Origin of the sequence: Streptomyces sp. NBC_00988 (genome assembly GCF_045162645.1) — a bacterium.
Taxonomy (GTDB): domain Bacteria; phylum Actinomycetota; class Actinomycetes; order Streptomycetales; family Streptomycetaceae; genus Streptomyces.
Genome location: NZ_CP108730.1, coordinates 5,142,741 through 5,166,262, shown reverse-complemented (window position 1 = coordinate 5,166,262; position 23,522 = coordinate 5,142,741). Strand labels below are relative to the sequence as shown.

Annotated in this window: 27 protein-coding genes and 1 tRNA gene; 20 read left to right on the top strand and 8 right to left on the bottom strand. The window is 68.8% G+C overall.

Annotated elements, in window-relative coordinates:
- The first annotated feature begins 37 nt into the window (after positions 1 to 37).
- The 3 genes from OG496_RS23525 to OG496_RS23515 all read left to right on the top strand — a co-directional run bounded on the left by OG496_RS23525 (position 38) and on the right by OG496_RS23515 (position 5,210).
- On the top strand, positions 38 to 2,380 hold the full coding sequence (locus tag OG496_RS23525; RefSeq protein ID WP_405972297.1) for an immune inhibitor A domain-containing protein: 2,343 nt from the start codon (positions 38 to 40) through the stop codon (positions 2,378 to 2,380).
- 135 nt (positions 2,381 to 2,515) lie between these two features.
- Entirely contained in the window at positions 2,516 to 2,869 is a 354-nt protein-coding gene (locus OG496_RS23520; protein WP_366491341.1) for a hypothetical protein, read from the top strand.
- Positions 2,870 to 3,005: 136 nt separating this feature from the next.
- A complete protein-coding gene (locus OG496_RS23515; protein ID WP_405972296.1) occupies positions 3,006 to 5,210 on the top strand; it encodes an MMPL family transporter in 2,205 nt (734 codons plus the stop codon).
- Positions 5,211 to 5,315: 105 nt separating this feature from the next.
- Here OG496_RS23515 and OG496_RS23510 read toward each other — a convergent pair whose 3' ends face one another.
- Both OG496_RS23510 and OG496_RS23505 read right to left on the bottom strand, forming a co-directional pair.
- Positions 5,316 to 5,900 carry a nicotinamidase gene (locus OG496_RS23510; RefSeq protein WP_399392097.1) on the bottom strand — a complete coding sequence of 195 codons (585 nt, stop codon included), beginning with the start codon at positions 5,898 to 5,900 and terminating at the stop codon, positions 5,316 to 5,318.
- A gap of 86 nt (positions 5,901 to 5,986) precedes the next feature.
- A complete protein-coding gene (locus OG496_RS23505) occupies positions 5,987 to 7,333 on the bottom strand; it encodes a nicotinate phosphoribosyltransferase (protein WP_405972295.1) in 1,347 nt (448 codons plus the stop codon).
- An 80-nt stretch (positions 7,334 to 7,413) separates the two neighbouring features.
- Here OG496_RS23505 and clpS point away from each other — a divergent pair, with 80 nt between their 5' ends.
- From clpS to OG496_RS23470, 7 genes are all read left to right on the top strand, one after another.
- Entirely contained in the window at positions 7,414 to 7,731 is a 318-nt protein-coding gene (gene clpS, locus OG496_RS23500; protein ID WP_019056726.1) for an ATP-dependent Clp protease adapter ClpS, read from the top strand.
- Positions 7,732 to 7,743: 12 nt separating this feature from the next.
- Positions 7,744 to 8,349, top strand: coding sequence for a DUF2017 domain-containing protein (locus tag OG496_RS23495; RefSeq protein WP_366490525.1), 606 nt, complete (start codon positions 7,744 to 7,746; stop codon positions 8,347 to 8,349).
- Positions 8,350 to 8,641: 292 nt separating this feature from the next.
- A complete protein-coding gene (locus OG496_RS23490) occupies positions 8,642 to 10,066 on the top strand; it encodes an amino acid permease (RefSeq protein WP_405972294.1) in 1,425 nt (474 codons plus the stop codon).
- Between the two features lie 77 nt (positions 10,067 to 10,143).
- Entirely contained in the window at positions 10,144 to 10,572 is a 429-nt protein-coding gene (locus OG496_RS23485; RefSeq protein WP_366432432.1) for a M67 family metallopeptidase, read from the top strand.
- A 90-nt stretch (positions 10,573 to 10,662) separates the two neighbouring features.
- Positions 10,663 to 10,758: a putative leader peptide gene (locus tag OG496_RS23480; RefSeq protein WP_019065921.1), complete on the top strand. Its 96-nt coding sequence runs from the start codon at positions 10,663 to 10,665 to the stop codon at positions 10,756 to 10,758.
- Positions 10,759 to 10,862: 104 nt separating this feature from the next.
- Positions 10,863 to 11,141, top strand: coding sequence for a MoaD/ThiS family protein (locus OG496_RS23475; RefSeq protein ID WP_033286046.1), 279 nt, complete (start codon positions 10,863 to 10,865; stop codon positions 11,139 to 11,141).
- Between the two features lie 16 nt (positions 11,142 to 11,157).
- Positions 11,158 to 12,108 (top strand): PLP-dependent cysteine synthase family protein, encoded by a 951-nt coding sequence (locus OG496_RS23470; protein ID WP_405972293.1) that lies wholly within the window; start codon positions 11,158 to 11,160, stop codon positions 12,106 to 12,108.
- A 92-nt stretch (positions 12,109 to 12,200) separates the two neighbouring features.
- Here OG496_RS23470 and OG496_RS23465 read toward each other — a convergent pair whose 3' ends face one another.
- Positions 12,201 to 12,620 (bottom strand): type II toxin-antitoxin system PemK/MazF family toxin, encoded by a 420-nt coding sequence (locus OG496_RS23465; RefSeq protein ID WP_366490527.1) that lies wholly within the window; start codon positions 12,618 to 12,620, stop codon positions 12,201 to 12,203.
- Between the two features lie 215 nt (positions 12,621 to 12,835).
- Between OG496_RS23465 and OG496_RS23460 the strand changes: the two genes are divergently transcribed.
- A complete protein-coding gene (locus OG496_RS23460; RefSeq protein WP_366490528.1) occupies positions 12,836 to 13,588 on the top strand; it encodes an MBL fold metallo-hydrolase in 753 nt (250 codons plus the stop codon).
- Positions 13,589 to 13,649: 61 nt separating this feature from the next.
- Here the strand turns inward: OG496_RS23460 and OG496_RS23455 are convergent, their stop codons facing one another.
- A complete protein-coding gene (locus OG496_RS23455) occupies positions 13,650 to 14,348 on the bottom strand; it encodes an SDR family NAD(P)-dependent oxidoreductase (RefSeq protein WP_405972292.1) in 699 nt (232 codons plus the stop codon).
- A 161-nt stretch (positions 14,349 to 14,509) separates the two neighbouring features.
- Here OG496_RS23455 and OG496_RS23450 point away from each other — a divergent pair, with 161 nt between their 5' ends.
- The 3 genes from OG496_RS23450 to OG496_RS23440 all read left to right on the top strand — a co-directional run bounded on the left by OG496_RS23450 (position 14,510) and on the right by OG496_RS23440 (position 16,545).
- A complete protein-coding gene (locus OG496_RS23450) occupies positions 14,510 to 14,956 on the top strand; it encodes an Rrf2 family transcriptional regulator (RefSeq protein WP_366490530.1) in 447 nt (148 codons plus the stop codon).
- Positions 14,957 to 15,075: 119 nt separating this feature from the next.
- Positions 15,076 to 15,492: a nuclear transport factor 2 family protein gene (locus OG496_RS23445; protein ID WP_366490531.1), complete on the top strand. Its 417-nt coding sequence runs from the start codon at positions 15,076 to 15,078 to the stop codon at positions 15,490 to 15,492.
- A 120-nt stretch (positions 15,493 to 15,612) separates the two neighbouring features.
- Positions 15,613 to 16,545: an NADP-dependent oxidoreductase gene (locus tag OG496_RS23440; RefSeq protein ID WP_405972291.1), complete on the top strand. Its 933-nt coding sequence runs from the start codon at positions 15,613 to 15,615 to the stop codon at positions 16,543 to 16,545.
- Between the two features lie 69 nt (positions 16,546 to 16,614).
- Here the strand turns inward: OG496_RS23440 and OG496_RS23435 are convergent, their stop codons facing one another.
- Both OG496_RS23435 and OG496_RS23430 read right to left on the bottom strand, forming a co-directional pair.
- On the bottom strand, positions 16,615 to 17,865 hold the full coding sequence (locus OG496_RS23435) for a PTS transporter subunit EIIC (protein ID WP_405972290.1): 1,251 nt from the start codon (positions 17,863 to 17,865) through the stop codon (positions 16,615 to 16,617).
- Between the two features lie 180 nt (positions 17,866 to 18,045).
- Positions 18,046 to 19,338, bottom strand: coding sequence for a PTS transporter subunit EIIC (locus OG496_RS23430; protein ID WP_366490534.1), 1,293 nt, complete (start codon positions 19,336 to 19,338; stop codon positions 18,046 to 18,048).
- A 15-nt stretch (positions 19,339 to 19,353) separates the two neighbouring features.
- Here OG496_RS23430 and OG496_RS23425 point away from each other — a divergent pair, with 15 nt between their 5' ends.
- From OG496_RS23425 to rdgB, 4 genes are all read left to right on the top strand, one after another.
- Positions 19,354 to 19,713, top strand: a complete 360-nt coding sequence (locus OG496_RS23425; protein WP_318016591.1) for a PTS glucose/sucrose transporter subunit IIB — start codon at positions 19,354 to 19,356, stop codon at positions 19,711 to 19,713.
- A 126-nt stretch (positions 19,714 to 19,839) separates the two neighbouring features.
- The gene (gene rph / locus OG496_RS23420) at positions 19,840 to 20,577 is read left to right on the top strand and encodes a ribonuclease PH (RefSeq protein ID WP_019056710.1); all 738 of its coding nucleotides are present in this window, start codon (positions 19,840 to 19,842) and stop codon (positions 20,575 to 20,577) included.
- A gap of 153 nt (positions 20,578 to 20,730) precedes the next feature.
- Positions 20,731 to 21,144, top strand: a complete 414-nt coding sequence (locus OG496_RS23415) for a hypothetical protein (protein WP_366490535.1) — start codon at positions 20,731 to 20,733, stop codon at positions 21,142 to 21,144.
- 31 nt (positions 21,145 to 21,175) lie between these two features.
- On the top strand, positions 21,176 to 21,778 hold the full coding sequence (gene rdgB / locus OG496_RS23410) for an RdgB/HAM1 family non-canonical purine NTP pyrophosphatase (protein WP_405972289.1): 603 nt from the start codon (positions 21,176 to 21,178) through the stop codon (positions 21,776 to 21,778).
- Between the two features lie 54 nt (positions 21,779 to 21,832).
- Here the strand turns inward: rdgB and OG496_RS23405 are convergent.
- Positions 21,833 to 21,916: transfer RNA gene (locus OG496_RS23405), tRNA-Leu, on the bottom strand.
- Positions 21,917 to 22,039: 123 nt separating this feature from the next.
- Here OG496_RS23405 and OG496_RS23400 point away from each other — a divergent pair.
- Positions 22,040 to 22,573, top strand: coding sequence for a GNAT family N-acetyltransferase (locus tag OG496_RS23400; RefSeq protein WP_405972288.1), 534 nt, complete (start codon positions 22,040 to 22,042; stop codon positions 22,571 to 22,573).
- Between the two features lie 12 nt (positions 22,574 to 22,585).
- Here OG496_RS23400 and bcp read toward each other — a convergent pair whose 3' ends face one another.
- Complete coding sequence (bcp, locus tag OG496_RS23395) at positions 22,586 to 23,053, bottom strand: thioredoxin-dependent thiol peroxidase (protein ID WP_405972287.1); 468 nt, start codon at positions 23,051 to 23,053, stop codon at positions 22,586 to 22,588.
- Positions 23,054 to 23,147: 94 nt separating this feature from the next.
- Between bcp and OG496_RS23390 the strand changes: the two genes are divergently transcribed.
- Positions 23,148 to 23,495, top strand: coding sequence for a DUF3618 domain-containing protein (locus tag OG496_RS23390; protein WP_366490539.1), 348 nt, complete (start codon positions 23,148 to 23,150; stop codon positions 23,493 to 23,495).
- Positions 23,496 to 23,522: the final 27 nt, after the last annotated feature.

Below are 23,522 nucleotides of genomic sequence, written 5' to 3'. Positions count from 1 at the left end.
CCTTCCGCGCGGTCGGGTGCGCAGGGGAGGACCTCAAGTGACCAGCAGACCCTGGACGTTCAGAGCGGCCGCGGTGGGCGTCGCCCTCGCGGCGGCCACCGCCACGTTCTCTACGTTCGCCGTGGCGGAGGCCGGTACCTCGGCCAACTCCGCCAGTGTGGACCGGCACGACCCGGCACCGGTCGCACAGAAGGAGCACGACCTCGACGGCCCGCTGAGCAAGACGCAGGACGCGCAGCGCCAAGAGGCCCTGAACCAGGTCATATCCGGCAAGGCGTCGGTCAAGGACCGCAACGGCTCGCAGGTCGTCCAGCTCAAGAGCAAGGGCGGCAAGAGCAAGTACGTCGAACTGGGCCGCGAGAAGACCGACAAGATCTTCACGATCCTGGTCGAGTTCGGCGACCAGGTCGACAGCCGCTACGGCGGCACCGTCGGCCCGCTGCACAACCAGATAGCCGCGCCCGACCGGGCGAAGGACAACTCGACGGCCTGGCAGGCGGATTACAACCAGGCGCACTTCCAGGACCTGTACTTCGGCACCGGCAAGAAGACCGAGTCGCTCAAGAAGTACTACGAGAAGCAGTCCTCGGGCCGCTACTCGGTCGACGGCGAGGTCACCGACTGGGTCAAGGTCCCCTACAACGAGGCCCGTTACGGCTCCAACAAGGCCTCCACCGGCGCCTGGTACGCGGTGCAGGACGGCGTCAACGCCTGGGTCGCCCAGCGCGAGGCCGCGGGTGACACGGCCGCCGAGATCAAGACGGAGCTGGCCCAGTTCGACCAGTGGGACCGCTACGACTACGACGGCGACGGCAACTTCAACGAGCCCGACGGCTACATCGACCACTTCCAGATCGTGCACGCCGGTGAGGACGAGTCCGCCGGCGGCGGCGCGCAGGGCGAGGACGCGATCTGGGCCCACCGCTGGTACGCCTTCGGCACCGACGCCGGCTCCACCGGCCCGGACACCAACAAGCTCGGCGGCACCCAGGTCGGCGACACCGGCGTCTGGGTCGGCGACTACACCATCCAGCCGGAGAACGGCGGACTCGGCGTCTACGCCCACGAGTACGGCCACGACCTCGGCCTGCCCGACGAGTACGACACCGCGGGCGGCGAGAACTCCACCGGCTTCTGGACGCTGATGTCGTCCGGCTCCTGGCTCGGTACCGGCAAGGAAGCGATCGGTGACCTGCCCGGCGACATGAACGCCTGGGACAAGCTCCAACTGGGCTGGCTGGACTACGACATCGCCAAGGCCGGCACCAAGTCGAAGCACACGCTGGGCGTCGCGGAGTACAACACCAAGAACGCACAAGCACTCGTGGTGCAGTTGCCCGAGAAGGCCGTCACCACCGAGGTCGTCGCCCCGGCGCAGGGCGCCACGCAGTGGTGGAGCGGCAGCGGCAACAGCCTGAGCAACACCCTTTCCCGGTCGGTGGACTTGACCGGGAAGACGTCCGCCGCGCTCACCCTGGACGGCTGGTACGACGCCGAGGCCGACTACGACTACCTCTACACCGAGGTGTCCACCAACGGCGGCACGAGCTGGACCCCGATCGACGGCACCCTCGCCGACGGCTCCGCCATCCCGCGTGACGGCAGCGGCAACCCGGCCCTCACCGGCACGGCGGCCGCGTACCAGAAGCTGACGTACCCGCTGGACGCCTACGCGGGCCAGAAGGTCGACGTCCGCTTCCGCTACCAGACGGACAGCGGTGTGGCGCAGAAGGGCTTCACCGCCGACGAGATCACGGTGACCGCCGACGGTGCCGCCCTCTTCTCCGACAACGCCGAGACGGCCGACCCCGCGTGGACGGCCAAGGGCTTCACCCGCATCGGCTCGTCCTTCACGGACGACTACGCGCAGTACTACATCGCCGAGAACCGTCAATACGTGTCGTACGACAAGGTGTTGAAGGTCGGCCCGTACAACTTCGGCTTCTCGACGACCCGTCCGGACTGGGTGGAGCACTACGCCTACCAGAACGGCCTGTTGATCTGGAAGTGGGACACCTCGCAGGCGGACGACAACACCAGCGAGCACGCCGGTGAGGGTCTGATCCTGCCGATCGACTCCCACCCGACGCAGCTGAAGTGGTCCAACGGCACGTTGATGCGCAACCGCGTGCAGGCCTACGACTCGCCGTTCGGCCTGGACCGGACGGACTCGATGACGCTGCACAACGCGGACGTCGCCACCAAGATCAAGTCGCAGCCGGGCGTGCCGGTCTTCGACGACGGCAGGTCCACCTACTACGACACGTCGAACCCGACGGCCGGTGTCAAGATCACTGACACCAACACCCGGATCAAGATCACCAAGGAGTCGCACGACGGCTCGACGGTGAGCCTCCAGGTCGGTCCTTCGGCGAAGTAGTCGGTAAAAGCGCAGGTCAGAAACGTATCGGCGGTGACCCCCTGGCGGGTCGCCGCCGATCCGTGTTTAGGTGCGTCCTGTGCTTGGCTTATTGACACCGACCTCGACCTCGACCCGCCAGGGGGTGTGACCGCATTGTCCGCAGGAGGTTTCTGCAGGCTGCCGACCGGCAGCGTGGTGGTGGCGTTGAACCTGCCCAGACCTAGCGCCCAGGGTGACGGCTGCGTCCGCGTTCTCGTCCACGCACGCAACCGCGCCCGGGCCCTGACCCGGCTCCGCAACCTCGGAATGCGGGCCGTCTACCTGCGCGGCAACGCGGAGCCGCCGACCCCGGACGAGATCACGGCCGTCCTGCACCACCCCGACGGCCTGATATGGCGTACGGCTCCTGCTCCTGACAACGCTGTCGCGATCCCGGGCCCGGAGCTGCCGCAGGAGCTGTGGCACCCGATCCGGGCGCTGCTACGGAGGCCCGCGGCCTCGGCGTAGCCGCGAGGGCGTCGCAGACGAGGGCGCGACGTGGACCCGTCCTGAGTGGCCCGTGTGGCCCCGACAGGCGGCCCGGGGCGATCGACCCCATCCTGGGATGGCTCGGGGCACCCTAGACCGCTGCGGAGGCCCGTTCGTGGCTACCGTCCTCTATCGCCTGGGGCGTCTGGCCTTTCGCCGGCGCTGGTATGTGACCGTCCTCTGGGTCGTGATCCTCGCGGCCCTCGGCTTCGCCTCCAGCAAGGCGGCCGAGGCACCCGCCACCACCTTCTCCACCCCGGGCGTCGAGTCCCAGCGGGCCTTCGACCTGATCCAGCAGCGCTTCCCCGGTGTGCAGGCGGACGGCGCCGTGGCCCGTGTGGTGTTCGTCGCCCCCGGTGGGCAGAAGATCACCACCGGTACGGACCGCGCGGCCGTGGTCCGGCTCGTCGACGAGGTGTCCGGCGGACCGCAGGTCGCGAGCGCCGTGAACCCCTTCCTGGCGGGCGCGGTCAGCAAGGACGCGACGACGGCGTACTCGACGATCACGTACACGGTGCAGGCCAACGACCTCACCGACGCCGCGAAGAACAACCTGAAGAACGCGGCCCAGCAGGCCCGCGCCTCCGGCCTCACCGTCGAGATCGGCGGTACCGCCCTGGCGGCCCAGCCCGCGGCGGGTGGCGTCGGCGAGGTCATCGGCGTCGGCATCGCCGCCGTAGTGCTGCTGATCACCTTCGGATCGCTCGCCGCCGCCGGACTCCCGCTGCTGACCGCGCTCCTCGGCGTCGCCATCTCCATGACCGCGATCACCACGCTGGCCAGCACCCTCGGCCTCTCCGACACGACCGGCACCCTCGCCACGATGCTCGGCCTGGCCTGCGGCATCGACTACGCCGTGTTCGTCGTCTTCCGCTACCGCGAGGAACGCGCCAACGGCCACACCACGGAGGAAGCGGCGGGCCTGGCCGTGGGCACGGCCGGTTCGGCGGTCGTGTTCGCCGGCCTCACGGTCGTCATCGCACTCGCCGGCCTCTCCGTCGTGGGCATCCCGCTCCTCACCAAGATGGGGCTGTGCGCGGCCGCCGCGGTCGCCCTCGCCGTCCTCATCGCGCTGACCCTCGTCCCCGCCCTGCTCGGCTTCTGGCCGCGTGCCGTCCTCTCCCGCCGCTACAAGACCACCGGCCGCCGCATCCAGGGCGTGGCCGGCAACATGGGCAGCCGCTGGGCCGGGTTCGTGCTGCGCCACCCCTGGCCGGTGCTGTTCGGCACGGTCGCCGCCCTGGTGGTCCTCGCCCTCCCCGTGCTGGGCCTGCAACTGGGCCAGTCCGGCGACGAGGCCAAGTCCACCGCGACCACGGAACGCCGCGCCTACGACGACCTCGCCAAGGCGTTCGGCCCCGGCTTCAACGGCCCCCTGACGGTCGTGGTGGACGTGACCGACTCCGCCCACCCGAAGGCCGCCGCAGCCACGGTCGAGCGCCGGATCGCGGCGGTACCGGGCGTGGTGTCAGTAACCCCGGTCCGCTTCAACTCGGCCGGAAACACCGCCCTGTTCACCGCCGTACCCGCCGAGGCACCGACCAGCGAGAAGACCGTGGACCTCGTCCACACCATCCGCGACGACCGCCCGGCGATAGAGACGGCGGCCCCCGGCGCGACCTTCGAGGTCACCGGCACCACCGCCCTCAACATCGACGTGGCCCAGAAGGTCAGCGGCGCCCTGGTCCCGTACCTGATCGTGGTCGTGGGCCTGGCGGTACTGCTCCTCCTGCTGGTCTTCCGCTCGATAGTCATCCCGATCAAGGCGGCCGTCGGCTTCCTGCTCTCGGTGCTCGCCGCCCTCGGCTGCGTGGTCGCGGTCTTCCAATGGGGCTGGGGCGCAAGCCTGTTGGGCGTGGAGACCACCGGCCCGATCATGAGCCTGATGCCGATCTTCCTGGTGGGCATCGTCTTCGGCCTCGCGATGGACTACGAGGTCTTCCTCGTCTCCCGCATCCGCGAGGCCTACGTCCACGGCAGCGCGGCCCACGCCTCGATCGCGACCGGGTTCCGCTACAGCGCCCGCGTCGTGACGGCCGCCGCCCTCATCATGATCTCGGTCTTCGCGGGCTTCATCACCGCAGGCGACTCCATGATCAAGATGATCGGCTTCGGCCTCGCGATCGCCGTCCTCTTCGACGCCTTCATCGTCCGCATGGCCTTCGTCCCGGCCGTCCTCGCGATCCTGGGCGACCGCATCTCCTGGCTACCGGGTTGGCTGGACCGCCTGCTCCCGAACGTCGACATCGAGGGCGAGAGCCTGAGCCGCCAACATCCGGCGACGGAGCCGGTGGACGACCCCGAGAAGACGGCCGTATGAATCCGGGTGCACCGCAGCGCCCCTTCTAAGGGCGCTGGGCTGTATCGATCTGCGGCTCCGCCGCGTGGGCGCGACCAGCCCCACCGGTCGGCAGAAAAAGAACGGCTAGACGACCGGCTTGCCGGTCAACTCCACACCCGCCGACCGCAGTTCCTCCAACGCCCGGTCGGTGGACTCCTTGGCCACCCCAGCCGTCAGGTCCAGCAACACCTGCGTACGAAACCCTTCCCGCACGGCATCCAGCGCGGTCGCCTTCACACAGTGATCGGTCGCGATCCCGACCACATCCACCTCGTCGATCTCCCGCGCCCGCAACCACTCCCCGAGCGACAGCCCGTTCTCGTCCCGCCCCTCGAACCCGCTGTACGCCGCCGCATACGCCCCCTTGTCGAAGACGGCGTCGATCGCCCCGGATGCGACCGCGGGCGCGAAGTTCGGGTGGAACCCGACCCCCTCCGTGCCCGCGACACAGTGCGCGGGCCAGGAACGGGCGTAGTCGGGGTTGTCGGCGAAGTGCCCGCCGGGCGCGATGTGGTGATCACGGGTGGCCACGACATGCCGGTACCCGGCGGGCGCCTGCCCGATCAGCTCGGTCACGGCGGCGGCCACGTCGGCACCACCGGACACCGCGAGACTGCCTCCCTCGCAGAAGTCGTTCTGCACGTCAACGACGATCAAGGCGCGGCGCATGGTGGTGTCCTCCGACGGTGTGAGATTCGAGCCTAGAGACTTCGGCGGCACTGCGGGAGGGTGCACCCGTGATTTTCGTGCGGGTCTTAACTACCCGACCGCAGATGCACGTACTCCGTAGGAATCACGGCCTCCCCACGCGACAACTGGGTCGCCGACAGCGGCAGGTTGCCCCGCGCCCCCGCATGCCGGTCCCGTACGACGTCCAGCGGTTCCCGCGCGACGACCTCGCCCCCCTTGACCAGCTCCACCAGTAGCTGCCGGTCGGCCAGTTCGGCCGGGACCGGCCCGGTGCCGATGACCTCGGCCTCCGCGATCCCCTCGTCGTCGACCCGCCGTGCCGCCCACTTGCGCCCGCCGATCGACGTCTTGCCGCCGCTCGACTTCTTCGCGACCGGCACCAGCGGTGCCTTCGGATCGGCGGACTCGGCGCGCGCGACCAGCTTGTAGACCATCGAGCAGGTCGGGTGCCCGGACCCGGTCACCAGCTGGGTGCCGACGCCGTACGCGTCCACCGGTGCCGCCGCCAGCGAGGCGATGGCGTACTCGTCGAGGTCGGAGGTCACGACGATCTTCGTGTTGACGGCGCCCAGCTCGTCCAACTGCTGCCGCACCCGGTGCGCGACGAGCAGCAGGTCGCCCGAGTCGATGCGGACGGCGCCGAGTTCGGGCCCGGCGACCTCAACTGCCGTACGGACGGCCTCGGTGACGTCGTACGTGTCGACGAGCAGTGTGGTGTTGCGGCCCAGCGAGTCCACCTGGGCCTGGAACGCGTCGCGTTCGTTGTCGTGGAGCAGGGTGAAGGCGTGCGCGGAGGTGCCGACGGTCGGGATGCCGTAGCGGAAACCGGCCGCGAGGTCGGAGGTGGTGGCGAAGCCGCCGACGTAGGCGGCGCGGGAGGCGGCGACGGCGGCGAGTTCGTGGGTGCGGCGGGCGCCCATCTCGATCAGCGGGCGGTCTCCGGCGGCGGAGGCCATGCGGGAGGCGGCGGCCGCGATCGCGGAGTCGTGGTTGAGGATGGAGAGGATCACTGTCTCCAGGAGCACGCACTCGGCGAACGAGCCCTCGACCCGCATGATCGGCGAGCCCGGGAAGTACACCTCGCCCTCCGGGTAGCCCCACACGTCCCCGCTGAAGCGGTACGCGGCGAGCCACTCCAGGGTCTCCTCGTTGACGACGTTCCGCTCGCGCAGGAAGCCGAGGACGTCCGCGTCGAACCGGAAGTTCTCCACCGCGTCCAGCACGCGTCCGGTGCCCGCGACCACGCCGTAGCGACGCCCCTCGGGCAGTCGGCGGGTGAAGCACTCGAAGACCGAACGCCGGTCGGCCGTCCCCGCCTTGAGGGCGGCCTGCAGCATCGTCAGCTCGTAGTGGTCGGTGAAGAGCGCCGTCGAGGGAACGTCCACCGGCAGCCCAAGGTCCGCTGTGTTCATGGCAAGGGATCGTACTCCCATCTCGTCACTCTGACGATTTGTGGGGTCCATTTGTGCGGGGCCCCCCTTGTGGTGGCAGCATGGGCCGTGTGACGTCACCCGCACCCCTGGAGATCGAACGCACCGAGTCGGCGGAGGAGGTCTTCGCCGTACCCGAGCCGGACGTCCCCTGGGTCACGATCGTGCACAACGACCCGGTCAACCTCATGAGCTACGTCGCGTACGTCTTCCAGACGTACTTCGGCTACTCCAAGGACAAGGCCCACAAGCTCATGCTCGACGTCCACCACAAGGGCCGTGCCGTCGTCTCCAGCGGAAGCCGCGAGGAGATGGAACGCGACGTGCAGGCGATGCACGGCTACGGTCTGTGGGCCACCCTCCAGCAGGACCGGAAGTAGCGACCCATCCCGATGCCAGGACATTTCGAACCGCTCCGCGACGGCGGCGCCGCCGTCGCCCTCGACGACGTCGAGATCTCGATCATCCGCTCGCTGGCCGTCCAGCTCCTTGAGCTGGTCGGCCCCGGCCCGGGCGAGGACGCCTCCGACGACCCGCTCGCCGAACTCTTCGCCGAGGGCCCGAGCGAACCGCCCGCCGACCCGGTGCTCCGGCGGCTGTTCCCGGACGCGTACACCGACCCGGAGCAGGCCCCCGACTCCCCGCAGGACGCGGAGGAGCGGATGGCGCACTCCGCCGAGTTCCGCCGCTTCACCGAGAACGACCTCAGGGCCGGCAAGCGCGAGAACGCCCTCGCGGTGGTCCGCACCCTCGACGCGCTGACCCTCGGGGGCGACGGCGGCGCGATCCTCAAGCTCACCGCCGAGGAGTCCCGGCAGTGGCTCGGCTCGCTCAACGACCTGCGCCTGGCGATCGGTTCACGCCTCGACATCACCGACGAGGACGACACCGACGACCTCTACCGGCTCCCGGACGAGGACCCGCGCAAGCCGATGGTGATGGCGTACCTCTGGCTGGGCGGCCTCCAGGAGACGCTGGTCAACACTCTGATGCGCTGAACCCTGATGCGCTGACCGGAGCAGCCGTTCCGTTCGCTCAGCGGACCCTCAAATCCGGATAACGATCACGTCACCGCGACGGCCAGGAATGCTGGCCGTCGCTCCTTTTTGTCCGCTTCTCCCTGTGGTGTGTGCCACAAATGTCCCCGCCGATCGCGATTCTGACCGTGATAGATCTTCACGACCGCCCGGCGGACGCCACCCATGTCCCGCCGGGTTCGCCATGCGGCCGACGGACCTCGGCCGGGCAGCTCCAAGTCCATGGGGGGATTCGGAGAAAGGCGCACCACACATGACCTCCGCTCAGGTCGGGACGGACAAGACCCCCGAGGAGGGGTACGAGCGCGGGCTCGGCAGCCGTCAGGTCCAGATGATCGCGATCGGCGGCGCCGTCGGCGTCGGACTGTTCCTGGGAGCCGGGGCGAACATCGCCAAGGCCGGTCCCAGCCTCATCTTCATGTACGCCCTCGCGGGCGTGATCATCTTCTTCATCATGCGGGCGCTGGGCGAACTGCTCCTGTACCGCCCGGTGTCGGGCTCCTTCGCGGAGTACTCGCGCGAGTTCCTCGGCCCGTTCTTCGGCTACTTCACCGCCTGGACGTACTGGCTGATGTGGGTGGTGACCGGCATGGCCGAACTCACGGCCGCCGCCATCTACGTCAACTACTGGTTCCCCGCCGTCTCCCAGTGGGTGACCGCACTCGCCTTCCTGGTGATCCTCTTCGTGGCCAACCTGATCTCGGTGAAGCTGTTCGGCGAGATCGAGTTCTGGTTCTCGATGGTCAAGGTCACCGCGCTCATCGGCATGATCGTGATCGGCCTGGGCGTCCTCACCTTCGGCTTCAGCAGCGCCGGTGACACCGCCTCCGTCGCCAACCTCTGGCAGTTCGACGGCTTCTTCCCCAAGGGCATCGGCTCCTCCCTGATGACCCTCCAGGGCGTCATGTTCGCCTACCTCGCCGTCGAGCTGGTCGGCGTCACCGCGGGCGAGTCCGAGAACCCGGAGAAGACCCTCCCCAAGGCGATCAACACCCTCCCGTGGCGCATCGCCCTCTTCTACGTAGGCGCCCTCACGGTCATCCTCTGCGTCGTCAAGTGGACCGAATTCGCCCCGGGCGTCAGCCCGTTCGTCGAGGCGTTCGCGAAGATCGGCATCCCGGCAGGCGCCGGCATCGTCAACTTCGTGGTCCTGACGGCAGCCCTCTCCTCCTGCAACTCGGGCATGTACTCCACGGGCCGCATGCTCCGCACCCTCGCGGACAACGGCGAGGCCCCGAAGGTCTTCAGCAGGCTTTCCGCGTCCAAGACCCCGGCGACCGGCATCACGATCTCCGTCGCCTTCATGGGCATCGGCGTGGTCCTCAACTACGTCGTCCCGGAGAAGGCCTTCGGCTACGTCACCTCGGTCGCCACCGCCGCCGGCATCTGGACCTGGCTGATGATCCTTGTCAGCCACGTCCTCTACCGCCGCGCGGTCGACGCGGGCCGCCTCCCGGCCTCGTCCTTCCCGGCCCTCGGCGGCGCGAAGTTCTCCTACGTGGCCATCGCGTTCCTGCTCTTCGTCACCGGCCTCATCGCCTACGACCCCGACTCCCGCGTCTGCCTCTACGTCATGGCGGGCTGGACCATCGCCCTGGGCGCGGGCTGGATCGCCCTCAAGATCCGCAACCCGCAGGTCACCGAGCGCCGCGAGCCGGAGTTCGAAAAGGTCGGCTGACCCATCGGATCCCGGCATATGGGCCTCGTCGTACCACTACTCGGTACGACGAGGCCCTTCTGCTTATCCTGACGACCATGCCGACCCTGACCATCACCCAGGCCCTCTTCGACCAGATCGTCGCCCACGCGCGCGCGGACCACCCCGACGAGGCGTGCGGAGTCGTCGCGGGCCCGGTGGGCGAGGGCCGCCCCGAGCGCTTCGTCCCGATGCTGAACGCGGCCCGATCACCCACGTTCTACGAGTTCGACTCCCAGGACCTGCTGAAGCTCTACCGCGAGATGGACGACCGCGACGAGGAGCCGGTGATCATCTACCACTCCCACACCGCGACCGAGGCCTACCCCTCCCGCACCGACATCGCCTACGCCAACGAACCCGGCGCCCACTACGTCCTCGTCTCCACCGCCGACTCCGACGAGGCGGGACCCTTCCAGTTCCGCTCGTACCAGATCCTGGAGGGCGAGGTCACGGAGGAGGACGTCAAGGTGGTGGAGTCGTACTGATCCGGTCCCGATCTCGTACTCCGGATGAAATCCGTCCGAAGTGTGAGATCCCCTACCGAGGACCGGACAGGGAATCGATACGATGAGCCCATGGTTCTTCTCGACGTGAGCGACAAGGCGCCGGGCACACTGCTCGTGGCGCGGCTGCACGTCGACCTGTGCAGGCTGAACAGCGCCATCTGTTGACAGCGCGCTGTCGCCGTACGGCCGTGCGCCGCGGCGCGTCCACGCCTGGGCTGCGCGCCCACCGAGAACCAGACCCCTCCCGCTTCCGACAGGAGCCCCTTGCCATGGCCATCGAGGTCCGCATCCCCACCATCCTCCGCACCTACACCGGCGGCGAGAAGGCCGTCGAGGGTGCCGGCGAGAACCTCGCCGCGCTCTTCGCCGACCTCGAAACCCGGCACGCGGGCATCCAGGCCCGCATCGTGGACGGCGGCGAACTGCGCCGCTTCGTCAACGTGTACCTGAACGACGAGGACGTCCGCTTCCTCGACGGCATCAACACGAAGCTGTCGGACGGCGACAACGTCACGATCCTGCCGGCCGTCGCCGGCGGCATGCGCTAAGGCCCGCTGACCGCTGATGCGTTACGACTCCCCGCTGGCCGCGGTGGGCAACACCCCTCTGGTGCGCCTGCCGCGGCTCTCGCCGTCCACCGACGTCCGCATCTGGGCCAAGCTGGAGGACCGCAATCCGACCGGCTCGGTCAAGGACCGCCCGGCCCTGCACATGATCGAACAGGCGGAGAAGGACGGCCGCCTCACCCCCGGCTGCACCATCCTGGAGCCGACCTCAGGCAACACCGGCATCTCGCTGGCCATGGCCGCCAAGCTCAAGGGCTACCGCATGGTCTGCGTGATGCCCGAGAACACCTCCCAGGAACGCCGCGACCTGCTCAACATGTGGGGCGCGGAAATCATCCCCAGCCCCGCGGCCGGCGGCTCCAACACGGCGGTCCGCGTGGCCAAGGAACTCTCCGCCGAACACCCGGACTGGGTGATGCTCTACCAGTACGGCAACCCGGACAACGCGGGCGCCCACTACGCGACGACGGGCCCGGAGATCCTCACCGACCTCCCGTCGATCACCCACTTCGTGGCGGGCCTCGGCACCACGGGCACGCTGATGGGTGTAGGCCGCTACCTGCGCGAGCACAAGCCGGACGTCAAGATCGTCGCCGCGGAACCCCGCTACGACGACCTGGTCTACGGCCTCCGCAACCTCGACGAGGGCTTCGTCCCCGAGCTCTACGACGCCTCGGTCCTGACCACCCGCTTCTCGGTCGGCTCGGCCGACGCGGTCACCCGAACCCGCGAACTCCTCCAACAGGAGGGCATCTTCGCCGGTGTCTCCTCCGGCGCGGCCCTCCACGCGGCGATCGGCGTCGGCAAGAAGGCCGTAGCGGCGGGGGAGACCGCCGACATCGCCTTCGTGGTGGCGGACGGCGGCTGGAAGTACCTGTCGACGGGCGTGTACACGGCGGCGACGACAGAAGAGGCGATCGCAACGCTTCAGGGCCAACTCTGGGCGTGAGGTGAGGTTTCAGGGGCGCGGGGCTGTGTCGATTCGCGGCTCCGCCGCGGGGCGCGCCCAGCCCCCGCCCACCCGCACCCGACGTACGACCGTCAGCCGGTGAGGTGACGGACCTGATCCCACAGGACCGGGTCCACCACCCCGACCCGCCGCCGGAACCCGGACACCGGCACCTTCCGCAACTCGTCGGTCTCCAGATAGCTGGCCCGCCCCCGCGCATCCCCAACGGCCCCCGGCGGCAACGGAATCACCCCGCCCCGCCCATCGTGATACTTGCTGGTGATCTTCGCGACGGTGACCTTCCGCCCCCGCACCGCAAGCACCAGACAAGGCCGGTCCTTCGCAGCCCCGGGTTGGTCCTCGTAGGGCACGTTCGCCCACCAGATCTCCGCGGGCCGAGGCCGATCCGCCCGAACCCGTCGGGACGACCCCCGCCCCCACCCGTCGACGAGGGTGGCGACCAGCGCCAGCAACACCACAGCCGCGAGCCCGAGCCACCAGTACGTGTTCATGCGAACGACCGTACCGGCGCGCAAACAACGCCGCGCGCCCTCTTGCAGACCCCATGCGCCCCGGTTCCAGCCGAACCGGTGACACCACAGGTGAGTTCCCCCACAACAGCCCTTGGCGGAGGAGCGACCGGCCCTTTTGCGCCTTACGCTCGACGGACCGCACGACCCCCGTCACCCAACTCCAGAAGTTACCCGCCAGCGGAGGTTTCTGCTTTATGAAGCTCACCGTCGTCGGCTGCTCGGGGTCGTTCCCGTCCGCGGAATCGGCCTGTTCGAGCTACCTCGTAGAGGCCGACGGCTTCCGGCTGCTCCTCGACATGGGCAACGGCGCCCTTGGCGAGCTGCAGCGCCACTGCGGTCTCTACGACCTCGACGCGATCTTCCTCAGCCATCTGCACGCCGACCACTGCATCGACATGTGCGCGTACTTCGTCGCGCGCTACTACCGCCACGACGGCGGCCGCTGCGACCCCATCCCGGTCTACGGCCCCGAAGGCACCGAACACCGTCTGACCACGGCCTACGCCGACACCCCCACCGCCTCCTCCATGAGCGAGGTCTTCGACTTCCACACGGTGAAGCCGTCCACGTTCGACGTCGGCCCCTTCACCGTGCACACCGAGCGGGTCCGCCACCCCGTCGAGGCGTACGGCATCCGCGTCGAGCACGGCGGGCGGTCCCTGACGTACTCCGGCGACACGGGTGTCAGCGAGTCCCTCGACGAACTCGCCCGGGACACCGACCTGTTCCTGTGCGAGGCCGCGTTCACTCACGGCAAGGAGAACATCCCGGACCTCCACCTCAACGGCCGTGAGGCCGGCGAGACGGCCACCCGCGCCGGCGTCCGCCGCCTGGTCCTCACCCACATCCCCCCGTGGACGGACCCCCAGGCCAACCTGGCCGACGCGCGCGAGGTCTTCGACGGCCCGGTGGAACTGGCGGCGCCGAGAGCGTCGTACGAGATCTAGCCGTACGTGCGCGGGGCCCCCGGTACCGAAAGGTGCCGGGGGCCCCGCCGTGTCCGGGGGCTCACCGCAGCAGGCTGCCGCCGTCCACCGTCAGGACCTGGCCGGTCAGCGCCTCCGCGGCGTCGCCGGCCAGGAAGCCCACGGTCGCCGCGACGTCCTCGGGGACGAGGGGGCGGGGGAGTGCCTGGCCGGCCAGGGCCGCGTCGAACGCCTCGTCGGGCTGGTACGCGGTCGACGGGGTGCGGGTCAGCCCGGGTGCCACGGACGTCACGGCGATTCCGTCCCTGCCCAGCGCGGCGGCCAGCGTGCGGCCGAAAGCGGTGAGCGCCCCCTTGCTGGTGATGTAGCCGAGCAGGTCGGGGCTCGGCGGCTTCCAGACGGTGTCCGAGGTGATCAGTACGATTCGGCCGAACCCGCGCTCCCGCATCCCGGGCGTGAAGGCCTGGGCGAGCAGCAGGACCGACTCGACGTTGACGGACTGGATCCGCCGCCAGGTGGCGAGGTCGACGGTCTCCAGCTCCTGCGGGTCGACCGCGGCGGCCGAGTGGACGAGCACGTCGACCCGGCCGTACCGCTCCAGGATCTCGGCGGCGGCCCGCCGTACGTCCGCCTCCGAGGCGAGATCGCACCCGACGTCACCGGTCCGGTCCAGGACGACGACCCGGTGGCCCAGCCGAGCGAGTTCACGGGCGATCGCACCGCCGATCGCGCCGGCTCCGCCGGTCACCACCGCGACCCGTGCCGTCGGGACATCAGCCATGGTTCTCATCTCCTGCGTCGCAGCGTCGAGGGCAGTCCTCGCATCCTGAGCATTCATTGCTCAAGCAAGCAAATTGTGCATCAGTCCACGATCGCACGGCAAGTCATCGCTGCGGCATAGTGGGACGTGTAACCGTCGCCCTTACACGCCCAGGGACCGCAATGCCCACCAGCAGCCGCTTCGTCGTCGCCGTCCACGCCCTGGTCGCCCTCGCGGTCAGCGGCGACAAACCCCTGCGCTCCGAGGACCTCGCACACTCGGCCGCCACGAGCCCCGTGGTGATCCGCGGCCTGCTGTCCCGGCTGAGCGCCGCCGGGCTCACCAGGTCCCAACTCGGCGCGGGAGGCGGCGCGTTGCTGGCCAGGCCGGCCGAGGAGATCGGGCTGCTGGAGGTGTACCGGGCGGTGGAGGACACCCGGCTGTTCACCCTGCACCGCAGTCCGCCGCCGCCGGACTGCGCGGTCGGCAGCAACATCGTGGGCGGTCTCCAGCCCGCGCTGACCCGTGCGCGCGAGGCGTTCGAGGCGGAGCTGGACCACACCACGATCGCGGAGATCGCCGACGAGGTCGCCCGCCTCGGGAACTTCACGATGCCGCTCGAATGGTGACCGCCCGACGGGTGGTCTGTGGCGCCACCCGAAGATAAGTGTCGCTGTGTCGCTTACACAGTGCTAGTGTCGGAGCGTCCGCCACTCCTGGCGGACACCACCCATGACAGGAGCACACGATGAGCGGCACCCCCTCGGCCGTCGACCTGCTGCGGCGCACCCTCGACACCTTCCTCGCCAAGGACATGAAGGCCTGGACGGACCTGTGCGCCGAGGACGTCGTAGCCGAATTCCCGTTCGCCCCGGAAGGATCGCCGGCCCGGATCGAGGGGCGCGAGGCGCTCTACGACTACCTGCGCGGCTACCCGGACCTCATCGACATCCGCGAGATCCCCTCGGTGCGCGTCTATCCGACCGCCGACGAGAACGTGGCGATCGCGGAGTGGAGCGTGGTCGGCAGCGTGGTGTCCAACGGCAATCCCTACAACATGAGTTACGCGACCTTCGTGACCTTCCGCGACGGACTCGTCGTCAACTACCGGGAGTACTGGAACCCGAAGGTCTTCCTGGAGGCGCTCGGTGGCGTCGGCTTCTGAGTGACCGCCCCCTTTTCCTCGTACTGCTTGCGGGGGCAAGTTGATAGCCATAATATTGCTTCCGCAAGCAAGTCTGAGCAGATCGTGCGAGGACCCGGATCTCGCAGGGAAGAGGCTGTGATGAAGGCGATTCAGCAGTACGACTTCGGCGGGCCCGAGGTGCTCACCGTCACCGAGATCCCCGAACCCGCGCCGCGCGCCGGACGGGTCCGGGTCCGGGTGGCGGCGACCTCCGTGAACCCGGCGGACCTCGCGGCCCGCGCGGGATGGCTGCGCCAGGTGCTGCCCGACCTGGCACCGCCGTTCATCCTCGGCGCGGACCTCGCGGGCACGGTCGTCGACGGCGACGGACCGTTCGCCCCCGGTACCCGGGTCGCCGGGCTCGCGCCCTGGTTCGTCGACCAGGAGGGCACGTACGCGGAGGTCGTCTCCATCGACCCCGCCCACCTCGCGGAGATCCCGGCCGGGGTCGACGACATCACGGCGGCGTCCGTGCCCATCACCGCCGAGACCGCGTGGCAGGCCCTCGACCTGGGCGGGCTCGAAGCCGGGCAGACCGTGCTGGTCACCGGGGCGAGCGGCGCCATCGGCGGATGGGCGGTCCAGCACGCGGCGGGCCGCGGCGCCAAGGTCGTCGCCGTGGCGTCGGACGGCGACGAGAAGTACGTCGAGGAACTCGGCGCCGACATCGTCCTCGGCCGGGCGCGTGACGCCGGCGAACTCGCCGCCGCCGTACGGAAGTCGGTGCCCGGCGGGGTCGACGTCGTCGTGGACCCCGCCGGTATCGGCGGTGACCTGATCCACGCCGTGCGCGACGGCGGTGTCTTCGTCGTCATCGCGGTCGTGCCGGATCCCGCACCGGAGCGCGGCGTCGACGTACGCCGGGTCAGCGCGCGGTCCGACGGCGCGCTGCTGGGCCGGATCCTCGCCGATGTCGCCGACGGGAAGAAGAGGACCCGCGTCGGTCTGACCCTGCCGCTGACCGAGGCGGCGGAGGCGCATCGCAGGAGTGAGGACAGGTCGGTGCGGGGGAAGATCGTGCTCACGGTCTGAACGGGCGGACCTACGACGATGCCCGGCCCGGAAGCGAACTCCGGGCCGGGCATCAGGCGTTGGACGGGCTCACGCCTTCGTGAGGTCCTCGACCTCCTCCTCGGGCTCGCGGCCCGGGGTGGGGAGGTTCCACTTGATGATCGCGAAGCGGAAGACGAAGTAGTAGATCGCTCCGAAGACCAGACCGATCGGGATGATCAGCCAGGGCTTGGTGGCCAGGTTCCAGTTGAGCGCGTAGTCGATGAAGCCCGCGGAGAAGGTGAAGCCCGCGTGGACGCCGAGCGCCCAGGTGATCGCCATGGACAGGGCGGTCAGCACCGCGTGGATCGCGTACAGCACCGGGGCGATGAACATGAACGAGAACTCGATCGGCTCGGTCACGCCGGTCACGAACGAGGTCAGCGCGAGCGAGATCATCATGCCCAGCACGGCCTTGCGGCGCTCGGGGCGGGCGGTGTGCGCCATGGCGAGCGCGGCGGCCGGGAGGCCGAACATCATGATGGGGAAGAAGCCCGACATGAACTGTCCGGCGGTCGGGTCACCGGCGAAGAAGCGGGTCAGGTCGCCGTGGACGACCGTACCGGCGGAGTTCTTGTAGTCGCCGATCTGGAACCAGGCCACGGAGTTGACGAACTGGTGCATGCCGACCGGGATCAGACCGCGGTTGATCAGACCGAACAGACCGGCACCGAAGGCGCCGAGACCGGTGATCCACTCGCCGAAGTTCGAGATGCCCTCGCCGATCGGCTTCCAGATCAGGCCGAAGAAGACACCCATGATCGTGCCGACGAACGCCATGATGATCGGGACGAGACGGCGGCCGTTGAAGAAGCCGAGCCAGTCGACCAGCTTGGTCCGGTGGAACTTCTGCCACAGCACCGCGGAGAGCAGACCCATGATGATGCCGCCGAGGACACCGGGGTTGTTGTAGGTCGCGGGTACGTCCGCGCCCTTGAGGATCTGCGCGTCGGTGACCGGGAAGGCCTTGAGCACATTGCTGTAGACGAGGAAGCCGACAAGCGCCGCGAGGGCGGTGGAGCCGTCGGACTTCTTGGCGAAGCCGATCGCGACACCTATACAGAACAGGAGCGGCAGGTTGTCGAAGATCGCGCCACCGGCGGTGGCGAAGACAGCCGTCACCTTGTCCGGCAGGTGCAGCTTGTCGTGGATGTCGGCCTGACCGAACCGGAGCAGGATGCCCGCCGCCGGAAGCACAGCGATCGGCAGCTGTAGGCTGCGACCGATCTTCTGCAGGCCCTGGAACAGGCCGGATCCCCACTTCTTCGTGGGTGCCGCCGTTGGCGCGGTGGCAGTGCTCATGGACTTCCTCCATCGGGTGGTGGTCTACACCACTCAGTGGTGTAGACCTGTTGTAGCAGATGAAGTCCGCATAAAGGAACCCGCTGAATCTGCGACCGAATCGCTACGCCACGTACACGGCCGTCCGCACGCCAAAAGGCCCCCGGACCGATGGTCCGAGGGCCCAACTCCCTTACGCCGTCAGGCTTTGGTGACGTCCTCGCGCTCGTCCTCCGGCTCGCGCCCCGGCGTCTTCAGGTCGAACTTCGTGATCGCGAAACGGAAGACGACGTAGTACACCGCCGCGAAGCACAGCCCGATCGGAATGATCGCCCACGGTTTCGTCGCCAGGTTCCAGTTGATCGCGTAGTCGATCAGCCCCGCCGAGAAGCTGAACCCGTCGTGCACCCCGAGCCCCCAGGTCACCGCCATCGACACACCGGTCAGCACCGCGTGGACGGCGTAGAGGACGGGCGCGATGAACAGGAACGAGTACTCGATCGGCTCGGTGATGCCGGTGACGAAGGAGGTCAGCGCGACCGAGAGCATCAGGCCGCTCACCTCCTTGCGGCGGCTCGGCTTCGCGCAGTGTGCGATCGCGAGCGCCGCCGCCGGCAGCGCGAACATCATGATCGGGAAGAACCCCGAGGTGAACTGCCCCGCGTGCGGGTCGCCCGCCAGGAACATGTTGATGTCACCGTGCACCACCGTCCCGTCCGGCTTCGTGTAGCTGCCGAACTGGAACCAGATGGGCACGTTCAGGAACTGATGCAGCCCCACGACCAGCAGCGCCCGGTTGGCGAGACCGAACACCCCCGCGCCCAGCGCACCCCGGGCGCTCAGCCAGTCGCTGAAGTGCTCAAGGCCGGTGCCGATCGGCGGCCAGACCCACAGCGCCACCGCCGCGACCGCGATCGCCACGAACGACATGATGATCGGCACCAGCCGCCGCCCGTTGAAGAAGCCGAGCCAGTCCACCAGCTTCGTACGGTGGAACCGCACCCAGAAGAACGCGGTCAGCAGCCCCAGCACGATCCCGCCGAACACTCCGGGATTCTGGTACGTGAACACCGAGACCGAGTGATCGGCGGCCTGGCACCCGATACCGGGCACCACGTTCGTGCCGCCCGTGCAGTCCTTCGGGAACTGGCGCAGCACGTTGTAGTAGACGAGGAAGCCGACGAGCCCGGCCAGCGCCGTCGACCCGTCCGACTTCTTCGCCATGCCGATCGAGACACCCACACAGAACAGCAGCGGCAGCCCGAGCTGCCCGTCGAGCAGCGCCCCGCCCGCGCCCGCCATCACCTTCGAGACATTGGTCCACCCCAGGCCGTCGTCCCCGAACACGTCCGGCTGCCCGAGCCGGTTGAGGATGCCGGCGGCCGGCAGTACGGCGATGGGGAGTTGGAGACTGCGGCCCATCTTCTGCAGCCCCTGGAACAGGCTGCCCCAAAGGGTCCGCCCAGGACGGGCGGCGGCACTGTCGGCACTCATGGACGCCCCTCGGTAATGTGGTGTAGACCAGTTGGCGACGTGATCGTCACCATCATTCGGCACGCACGACATGACCGCTCGCGAAGCTGGGCCAACTGTGGGTTACTGCGACAAAGCGGTTCGGATCAGGGAGAGAACAACATGGCCACCAAGGCTGAGAAGATCGTTGCCGGGCTGGGCGGCATCGACAACATCGAAGAGGTCGAGGGCTGCATCACCCGCCTGCGCACCGAGGTCAAGGACCCGGCCCTCGTCGACGACGCCGCCCTGAAGGCCGCCGGCGCCCACGGCGTCGTCAAGATGGGCACGGCCGTCCAGGTCGTCATCGGCACGGACGCGGACCCGATCGCGGCGGACATCGAAGACATGATGTGAAGCGCGGGGATCATCCCCGGCTTTGACCCGAGCGTCGACCCCGACTTCACCTACGGCGTCACGCGCTGAGGGGCTCTTCCCACCGCGGGAGGAGCCCCTTCCTCATGTACGACTAGGCTCTTCGCCATGTCTCGAATCGACGGCCGCACCCCCGAACAGCTCCGCCCCGTCACCATCGAACGTGGCTGGAGCAAGCACGCCGAGGGCTCCGTCCTCGTCTCCTTCGGCGACACGAAGGTCTTCTGCACCGCCTCCGTCACCGAAGGCGTCCCCCGCTGGCGCAAGGGCAGCGGCGAGGGCTGGGTCACCGCGGAGTACTCCATGCTGCCCCGCGCCACCAACACCCGCGGCGACCGCGAGTCCGTCCGCGGCAAGATCGGCGGCCGCACCCACGAGATCAGCCGCCTCATCGGCCGCTCGCTCCGCGCGGTCATCGACTACAAGGCCCTCGGCGAGAACACCATCGTCCTCGACTGCGACGTCCTCCAGGCCGACGGCGGCACCCGTACGGCGGCCATCACCGGCGCGTACGTCGCGCTGGCGGACGCGGTGACCTGGGCCCAGGGCAAGAAGCTCATCAAGGCCGGCCGCCAGCCGCTCACCGGCACGGTCTCCGCGGTCTCGGTCGGCATCGTGGGCGGAGTCCCGCTCCTGGACCTCTGCTACGAGGAGGACGTCCGCGCCGAGACCGACATGAACGTCGTCTGCACCGGCGACGGCCGCTTCGTCGAGGTCCAGGGCACGGCCGAGGCGGAGCCCTTCGCGCGCGACGAACTCAACGCCCTCCTCGACCTCGCCGTCGCCGGCTGCGACGAGCTGACCGCCGTACAGCGAAAGGCACTTGAGGCCGCGCTGGAGAAGTAAGAGGCTGGGACGGTCAGGTAAAGGGCGCACCAAGGTCATACCAAGAGAGGCGGGCTGCGGGGTCAACCCGGCGGCCCGCCCCCGCGTCCCTACGCATACGGAACGGAAACGGGGACGGCCGCCCAGGCCCACCCAGGGGGAGGACACCGAACCATGGCCGCCGCAAGCCGACGAAGCCGCAGCAGTCGCCGCCGTATCGCCATAGCCGCCACCGTCGCGGCGATAGGCCTCACCGCCGGCCTCGCCACCGGCTGCGACGCCGTCGACAAGGCCATCGACTGCGTCCAGACCGCCGACACCATCGCCGACAGCGTCACCGGCCTCCAGCAGGCGGTGGAGAACGCGGCCAACGACCCCACCCAGACCGACCAGTCCCTCAACTCCATCGAGAAGGACCTCGACAAGATCGGCGACAAGACCGACAACGCGGACGTCAACAAGGCGGTGGACAACCTCAGCAAGGCCGTGGACAACGTCCGTACGGCGGTCAAGAACGGCGACGACACGCCTGACATCAGCCCGGTCACGGACGCGGCGGGCGAGCTGACGAAGGTCTGCACGTCGTAGTCGTACGGCGGAGGTTGGAATACTGACCGGCATGACACGCCTGATCCTCGCCACCCGCAACGCCGGCAAAATCACCGAGCTGAGGTCGATCCTCACCGCCGCGGACCTGCCCCACGACCTCGTCGGCGCGGAGTCCTACCCCGACATCCCCGACGTCAAGGAAACGGGCGTGACCTTCGCGGAGAACGCCCTCCTGAAGGCCCACGCCCTGGCCCAGGCAACGGGCCTCCCGGCGGTGGCGGACGACTCGGGCCTGTGCGTGGACGTCCTGAACGGCGCCCCCGGCATCTTCTCGGCCCGCTGGTCCGGCCAACACGGCGACGACCAGGCCAACTTGAACCTCCTCCTGGCCCAGCTCTCGGACATCGCGGACGAACACAGGGGCGCCCACTTCGCCTGCGCGGCGGCCCTTGCTCTGCCGGACGGCACGGAACGGGTGGTCGAGGGCCAGCTGCGGGGGCTGCTCCGCCACACCCCGGTCGGCACGAACGGCTTCGGCTACGACCCCATCCTCCAGCCGGAGGGCGAGACACGAACCTGCGCGGAACTCACGGCGGACGAGAAGAACGCGATCAGCCATCGGGGGAAGGCGTTCCGGGCGTTGGTGCCGGTGGTTCGGGAGTTGTTGGGTTGAGTGAGATACGAAAACGGCCTGCGAACCAATTCTCTGATTCGCAGGCCGTTCATGTGCGGCGGAAGGGATTCGAACCCTCAAGCCCGATCAAGGGCCACAGATCCTAAGTCTGCTGTGTCGCCATTGCACCACCGCCGCTAGCTGTCTGTCATCGTACCGGGAGTCGCCTGCCGCCTTGAACGAAGGCTATGCTGTGCTTCTCTGAAGCCTTCCAGGAACGGACTCTTGTCCGCCCGGGAGGCTTTTTTCATGACCTCTTTCATGGCGGTACCACATGTACTCGTACGACCAGCCACCCCCGCCGACCGCCCCGCCGTCGAGCGGCTCTGGCTGATGTTTCGGCATGACCTGTCCGAGTTCGCCGTCGGAGGGCAGCTCCAACTGCCCAATCCCGACGGCACGTTCCGCAGTGAGCGGATGGACGCGGCGTTCGACGGCAGGGATGGGGACTGGGCGCCGTACCTCTTCTGGAGCGGGGAGCGGCCCGTCGGGTTCGCCTTCGTGCGGGGGATCGGCTCGCCCACCCGGATCCTCAACAGCTTCTTCGTCGTGCGCGGGGTCCGGCGGGGTGGGGTCGGGATGCGGGCCGTGCGGGATGTCGTCGCGCGGTATCCGGGGGACTGGGAGGTCGCGTTTCAGGACGCCAATCCGGGGGCCGTGGCGTTCTGGCGGCGGGTCGGTGAGGAGCTCGCCCCGGGGGAGTGGGGCGAGGAGCGCAGGCCGGTGCCCGGGCGGGTCGGCCTGCCTCCCGATGTGTGGATCTCGTTCAGGTACGGAAAGGCGGTAGAGGCCTAGAGTCCTGGAGGCTCAGACGCCCAGGTCCTTGATGATCTTCGCCACGTGGCCCGTCGCCCGCACGTTGTACAGCGCGTGTTCGACCTTGCCGGACTCGTCCACGATGATCGTGGAGCGGATCACGCCCATGTAGGTCTTGCCGTAGTTCTTCTTCTCGCCGAAGGCCGCGTAGGCGTCGAGGACCTTCTTGTCGGGGTCCGCGAGGAGGGTGACCTTGAGGTTCTCCTTCTCGCGGAACTTGGCGAGCTTCTCCGGCTTGTCGGGGGAGATGCCGATGACGTCGTAGCCGGCGCCCGTCAGCAGGTCCAGGTTGTCCGTGAAGTCGCAGGCCTGCTTGGTGCAGCCGGGGGTCAGGGCCGCCGGGTAGAAGTAGACGATGACCTTGCGGCCCTTGTGGTCGGCGAGGGACACCTTGGTGCCGTCGGCGTCGGGGAGCGTGAAGGCGGGGGCAACGTCCCCGGGCTGGAGTCGTTCACTCATCGCGCTAGCGTAACCGGGGGTGCTGACAGTGCACTCCGCGCGAGAGCTGACAGACTGTCCGGCACAAGTACCAGCAGACTTCGGAGGCCGTACGGTGACGGACACGTCGAACACGCCGGACACCAGAACCCCGGCGCAGATCGAGGCGGACATCAAGCACCGCCGCGATGTCCTCGCCGACACGCTCGACGAGATCGGGGTGCGGGTGCACCCGAAGACCATCGTGGGCGACGCGAAGGCCAAGGTCGCGTCGAGCATCGATCACACCCTCGGCAGGGCGTACGTCGGCGTCAACCGGGTCGTCAGTGACGTCAAGGGTCAGTTCGTGGACGAAGAGGGCGCGCCGCGCGTCGAGCGGATCGTTCCCGTCGCTCTCGTCGCCGTCGGCGTGGTGGGGCTGTTCGTCCTCGGGTCCCGGCGTCGCAGTGGCCGTAAGGGCTGAAACCGTGGGACACCCGGCCGCGTACGG

Bases quoted from the DNA above. Each gene is read 5' to 3' on its own strand.
- OG496_RS23510 (WP_399392097.1), bottom strand. From the start codon at position 5,900: ATGCGCCGCGCCTTGATCGTCGTTGACGTGCAGAACGACTTCTGCGAG.
- OG496_RS23505 (WP_405972295.1), bottom strand. From the start codon at position 7,333: ATGAACACAGCGGACCTTGGGCTGCCGGTGGACGTTCCCTCGACGGCG.
- clpS (WP_019056726.1), top strand. From the start codon at position 7,414: ATGGGCCGTGTGACGTCACCCGCACCCCTGGAGATCGAACGCACCGAG.
- OG496_RS23495 (WP_366490525.1), top strand. From the start codon at position 7,744: ATGCCAGGACATTTCGAACCGCTCCGCGACGGCGGCGCCGCCGTCGCC.
- OG496_RS23490 (WP_405972294.1), top strand. From the start codon at position 8,642: ATGACCTCCGCTCAGGTCGGGACGGACAAGACCCCCGAGGAGGGGTAC.
- OG496_RS23485 (WP_366432432.1), top strand. From the start codon at position 10,144: ATGCCGACCCTGACCATCACCCAGGCCCTCTTCGACCAGATCGTCGCC.
- OG496_RS23480 (WP_019065921.1), top strand. From the start codon at position 10,663: ATGGTTCTTCTCGACGTGAGCGACAAGGCGCCGGGCACACTGCTCGTG.
- OG496_RS23475 (WP_033286046.1), top strand. From the start codon at position 10,863: ATGGCCATCGAGGTCCGCATCCCCACCATCCTCCGCACCTACACCGGC.
- OG496_RS23470 (WP_405972293.1), top strand. From the start codon at position 11,158: ATGCGTTACGACTCCCCGCTGGCCGCGGTGGGCAACACCCCTCTGGTG.
- OG496_RS23465 (WP_366490527.1), bottom strand. From the start codon at position 12,620: ATGAACACGTACTGGTGGCTCGGGCTCGCGGCTGTGGTGTTGCTGGCG.
- OG496_RS23460 (WP_366490528.1), top strand. From the start codon at position 12,836: ATGAAGCTCACCGTCGTCGGCTGCTCGGGGTCGTTCCCGTCCGCGGAA.
- OG496_RS23455 (WP_405972292.1), bottom strand. From the start codon at position 14,348: ATGGCTGATGTCCCGACGGCACGGGTCGCGGTGGTGACCGGCGGAGCC.
- OG496_RS23450 (WP_366490530.1), top strand. From the start codon at position 14,510: ATGCCCACCAGCAGCCGCTTCGTCGTCGCCGTCCACGCCCTGGTCGCC.
- OG496_RS23445 (WP_366490531.1), top strand. From the start codon at position 15,076: ATGAGCGGCACCCCCTCGGCCGTCGACCTGCTGCGGCGCACCCTCGAC.
- OG496_RS23440 (WP_405972291.1), top strand. From the start codon at position 15,613: ATGAAGGCGATTCAGCAGTACGACTTCGGCGGGCCCGAGGTGCTCACC.
- OG496_RS23435 (WP_405972290.1), bottom strand. From the start codon at position 17,865: ATGAGCACTGCCACCGCGCCAACGGCGGCACCCACGAAGAAGTGGGGA.
- OG496_RS23430 (WP_366490534.1), bottom strand. From the start codon at position 19,338: ATGAGTGCCGACAGTGCCGCCGCCCGTCCTGGGCGGACCCTTTGGGGC.
- OG496_RS23425 (WP_318016591.1), top strand. From the start codon at position 19,354: ATGTGGTGTAGACCAGTTGGCGACGTGATCGTCACCATCATTCGGCAC.
- rph (WP_019056710.1), top strand. From the start codon at position 19,840: ATGTCTCGAATCGACGGCCGCACCCCCGAACAGCTCCGCCCCGTCACC.
- OG496_RS23415 (WP_366490535.1), top strand. From the start codon at position 20,731: ATGGCCGCCGCAAGCCGACGAAGCCGCAGCAGTCGCCGCCGTATCGCC.
- rdgB (WP_405972289.1), top strand. From the start codon at position 21,176: ATGACACGCCTGATCCTCGCCACCCGCAACGCCGGCAAAATCACCGAG.
- OG496_RS23400 (WP_405972288.1), top strand. From the start codon at position 22,040: ATGGCGGTACCACATGTACTCGTACGACCAGCCACCCCCGCCGACCGC.
- bcp (WP_405972287.1), bottom strand. From the start codon at position 23,053: ATGAGTGAACGACTCCAGCCCGGGGACGTTGCCCCCGCCTTCACGCTC.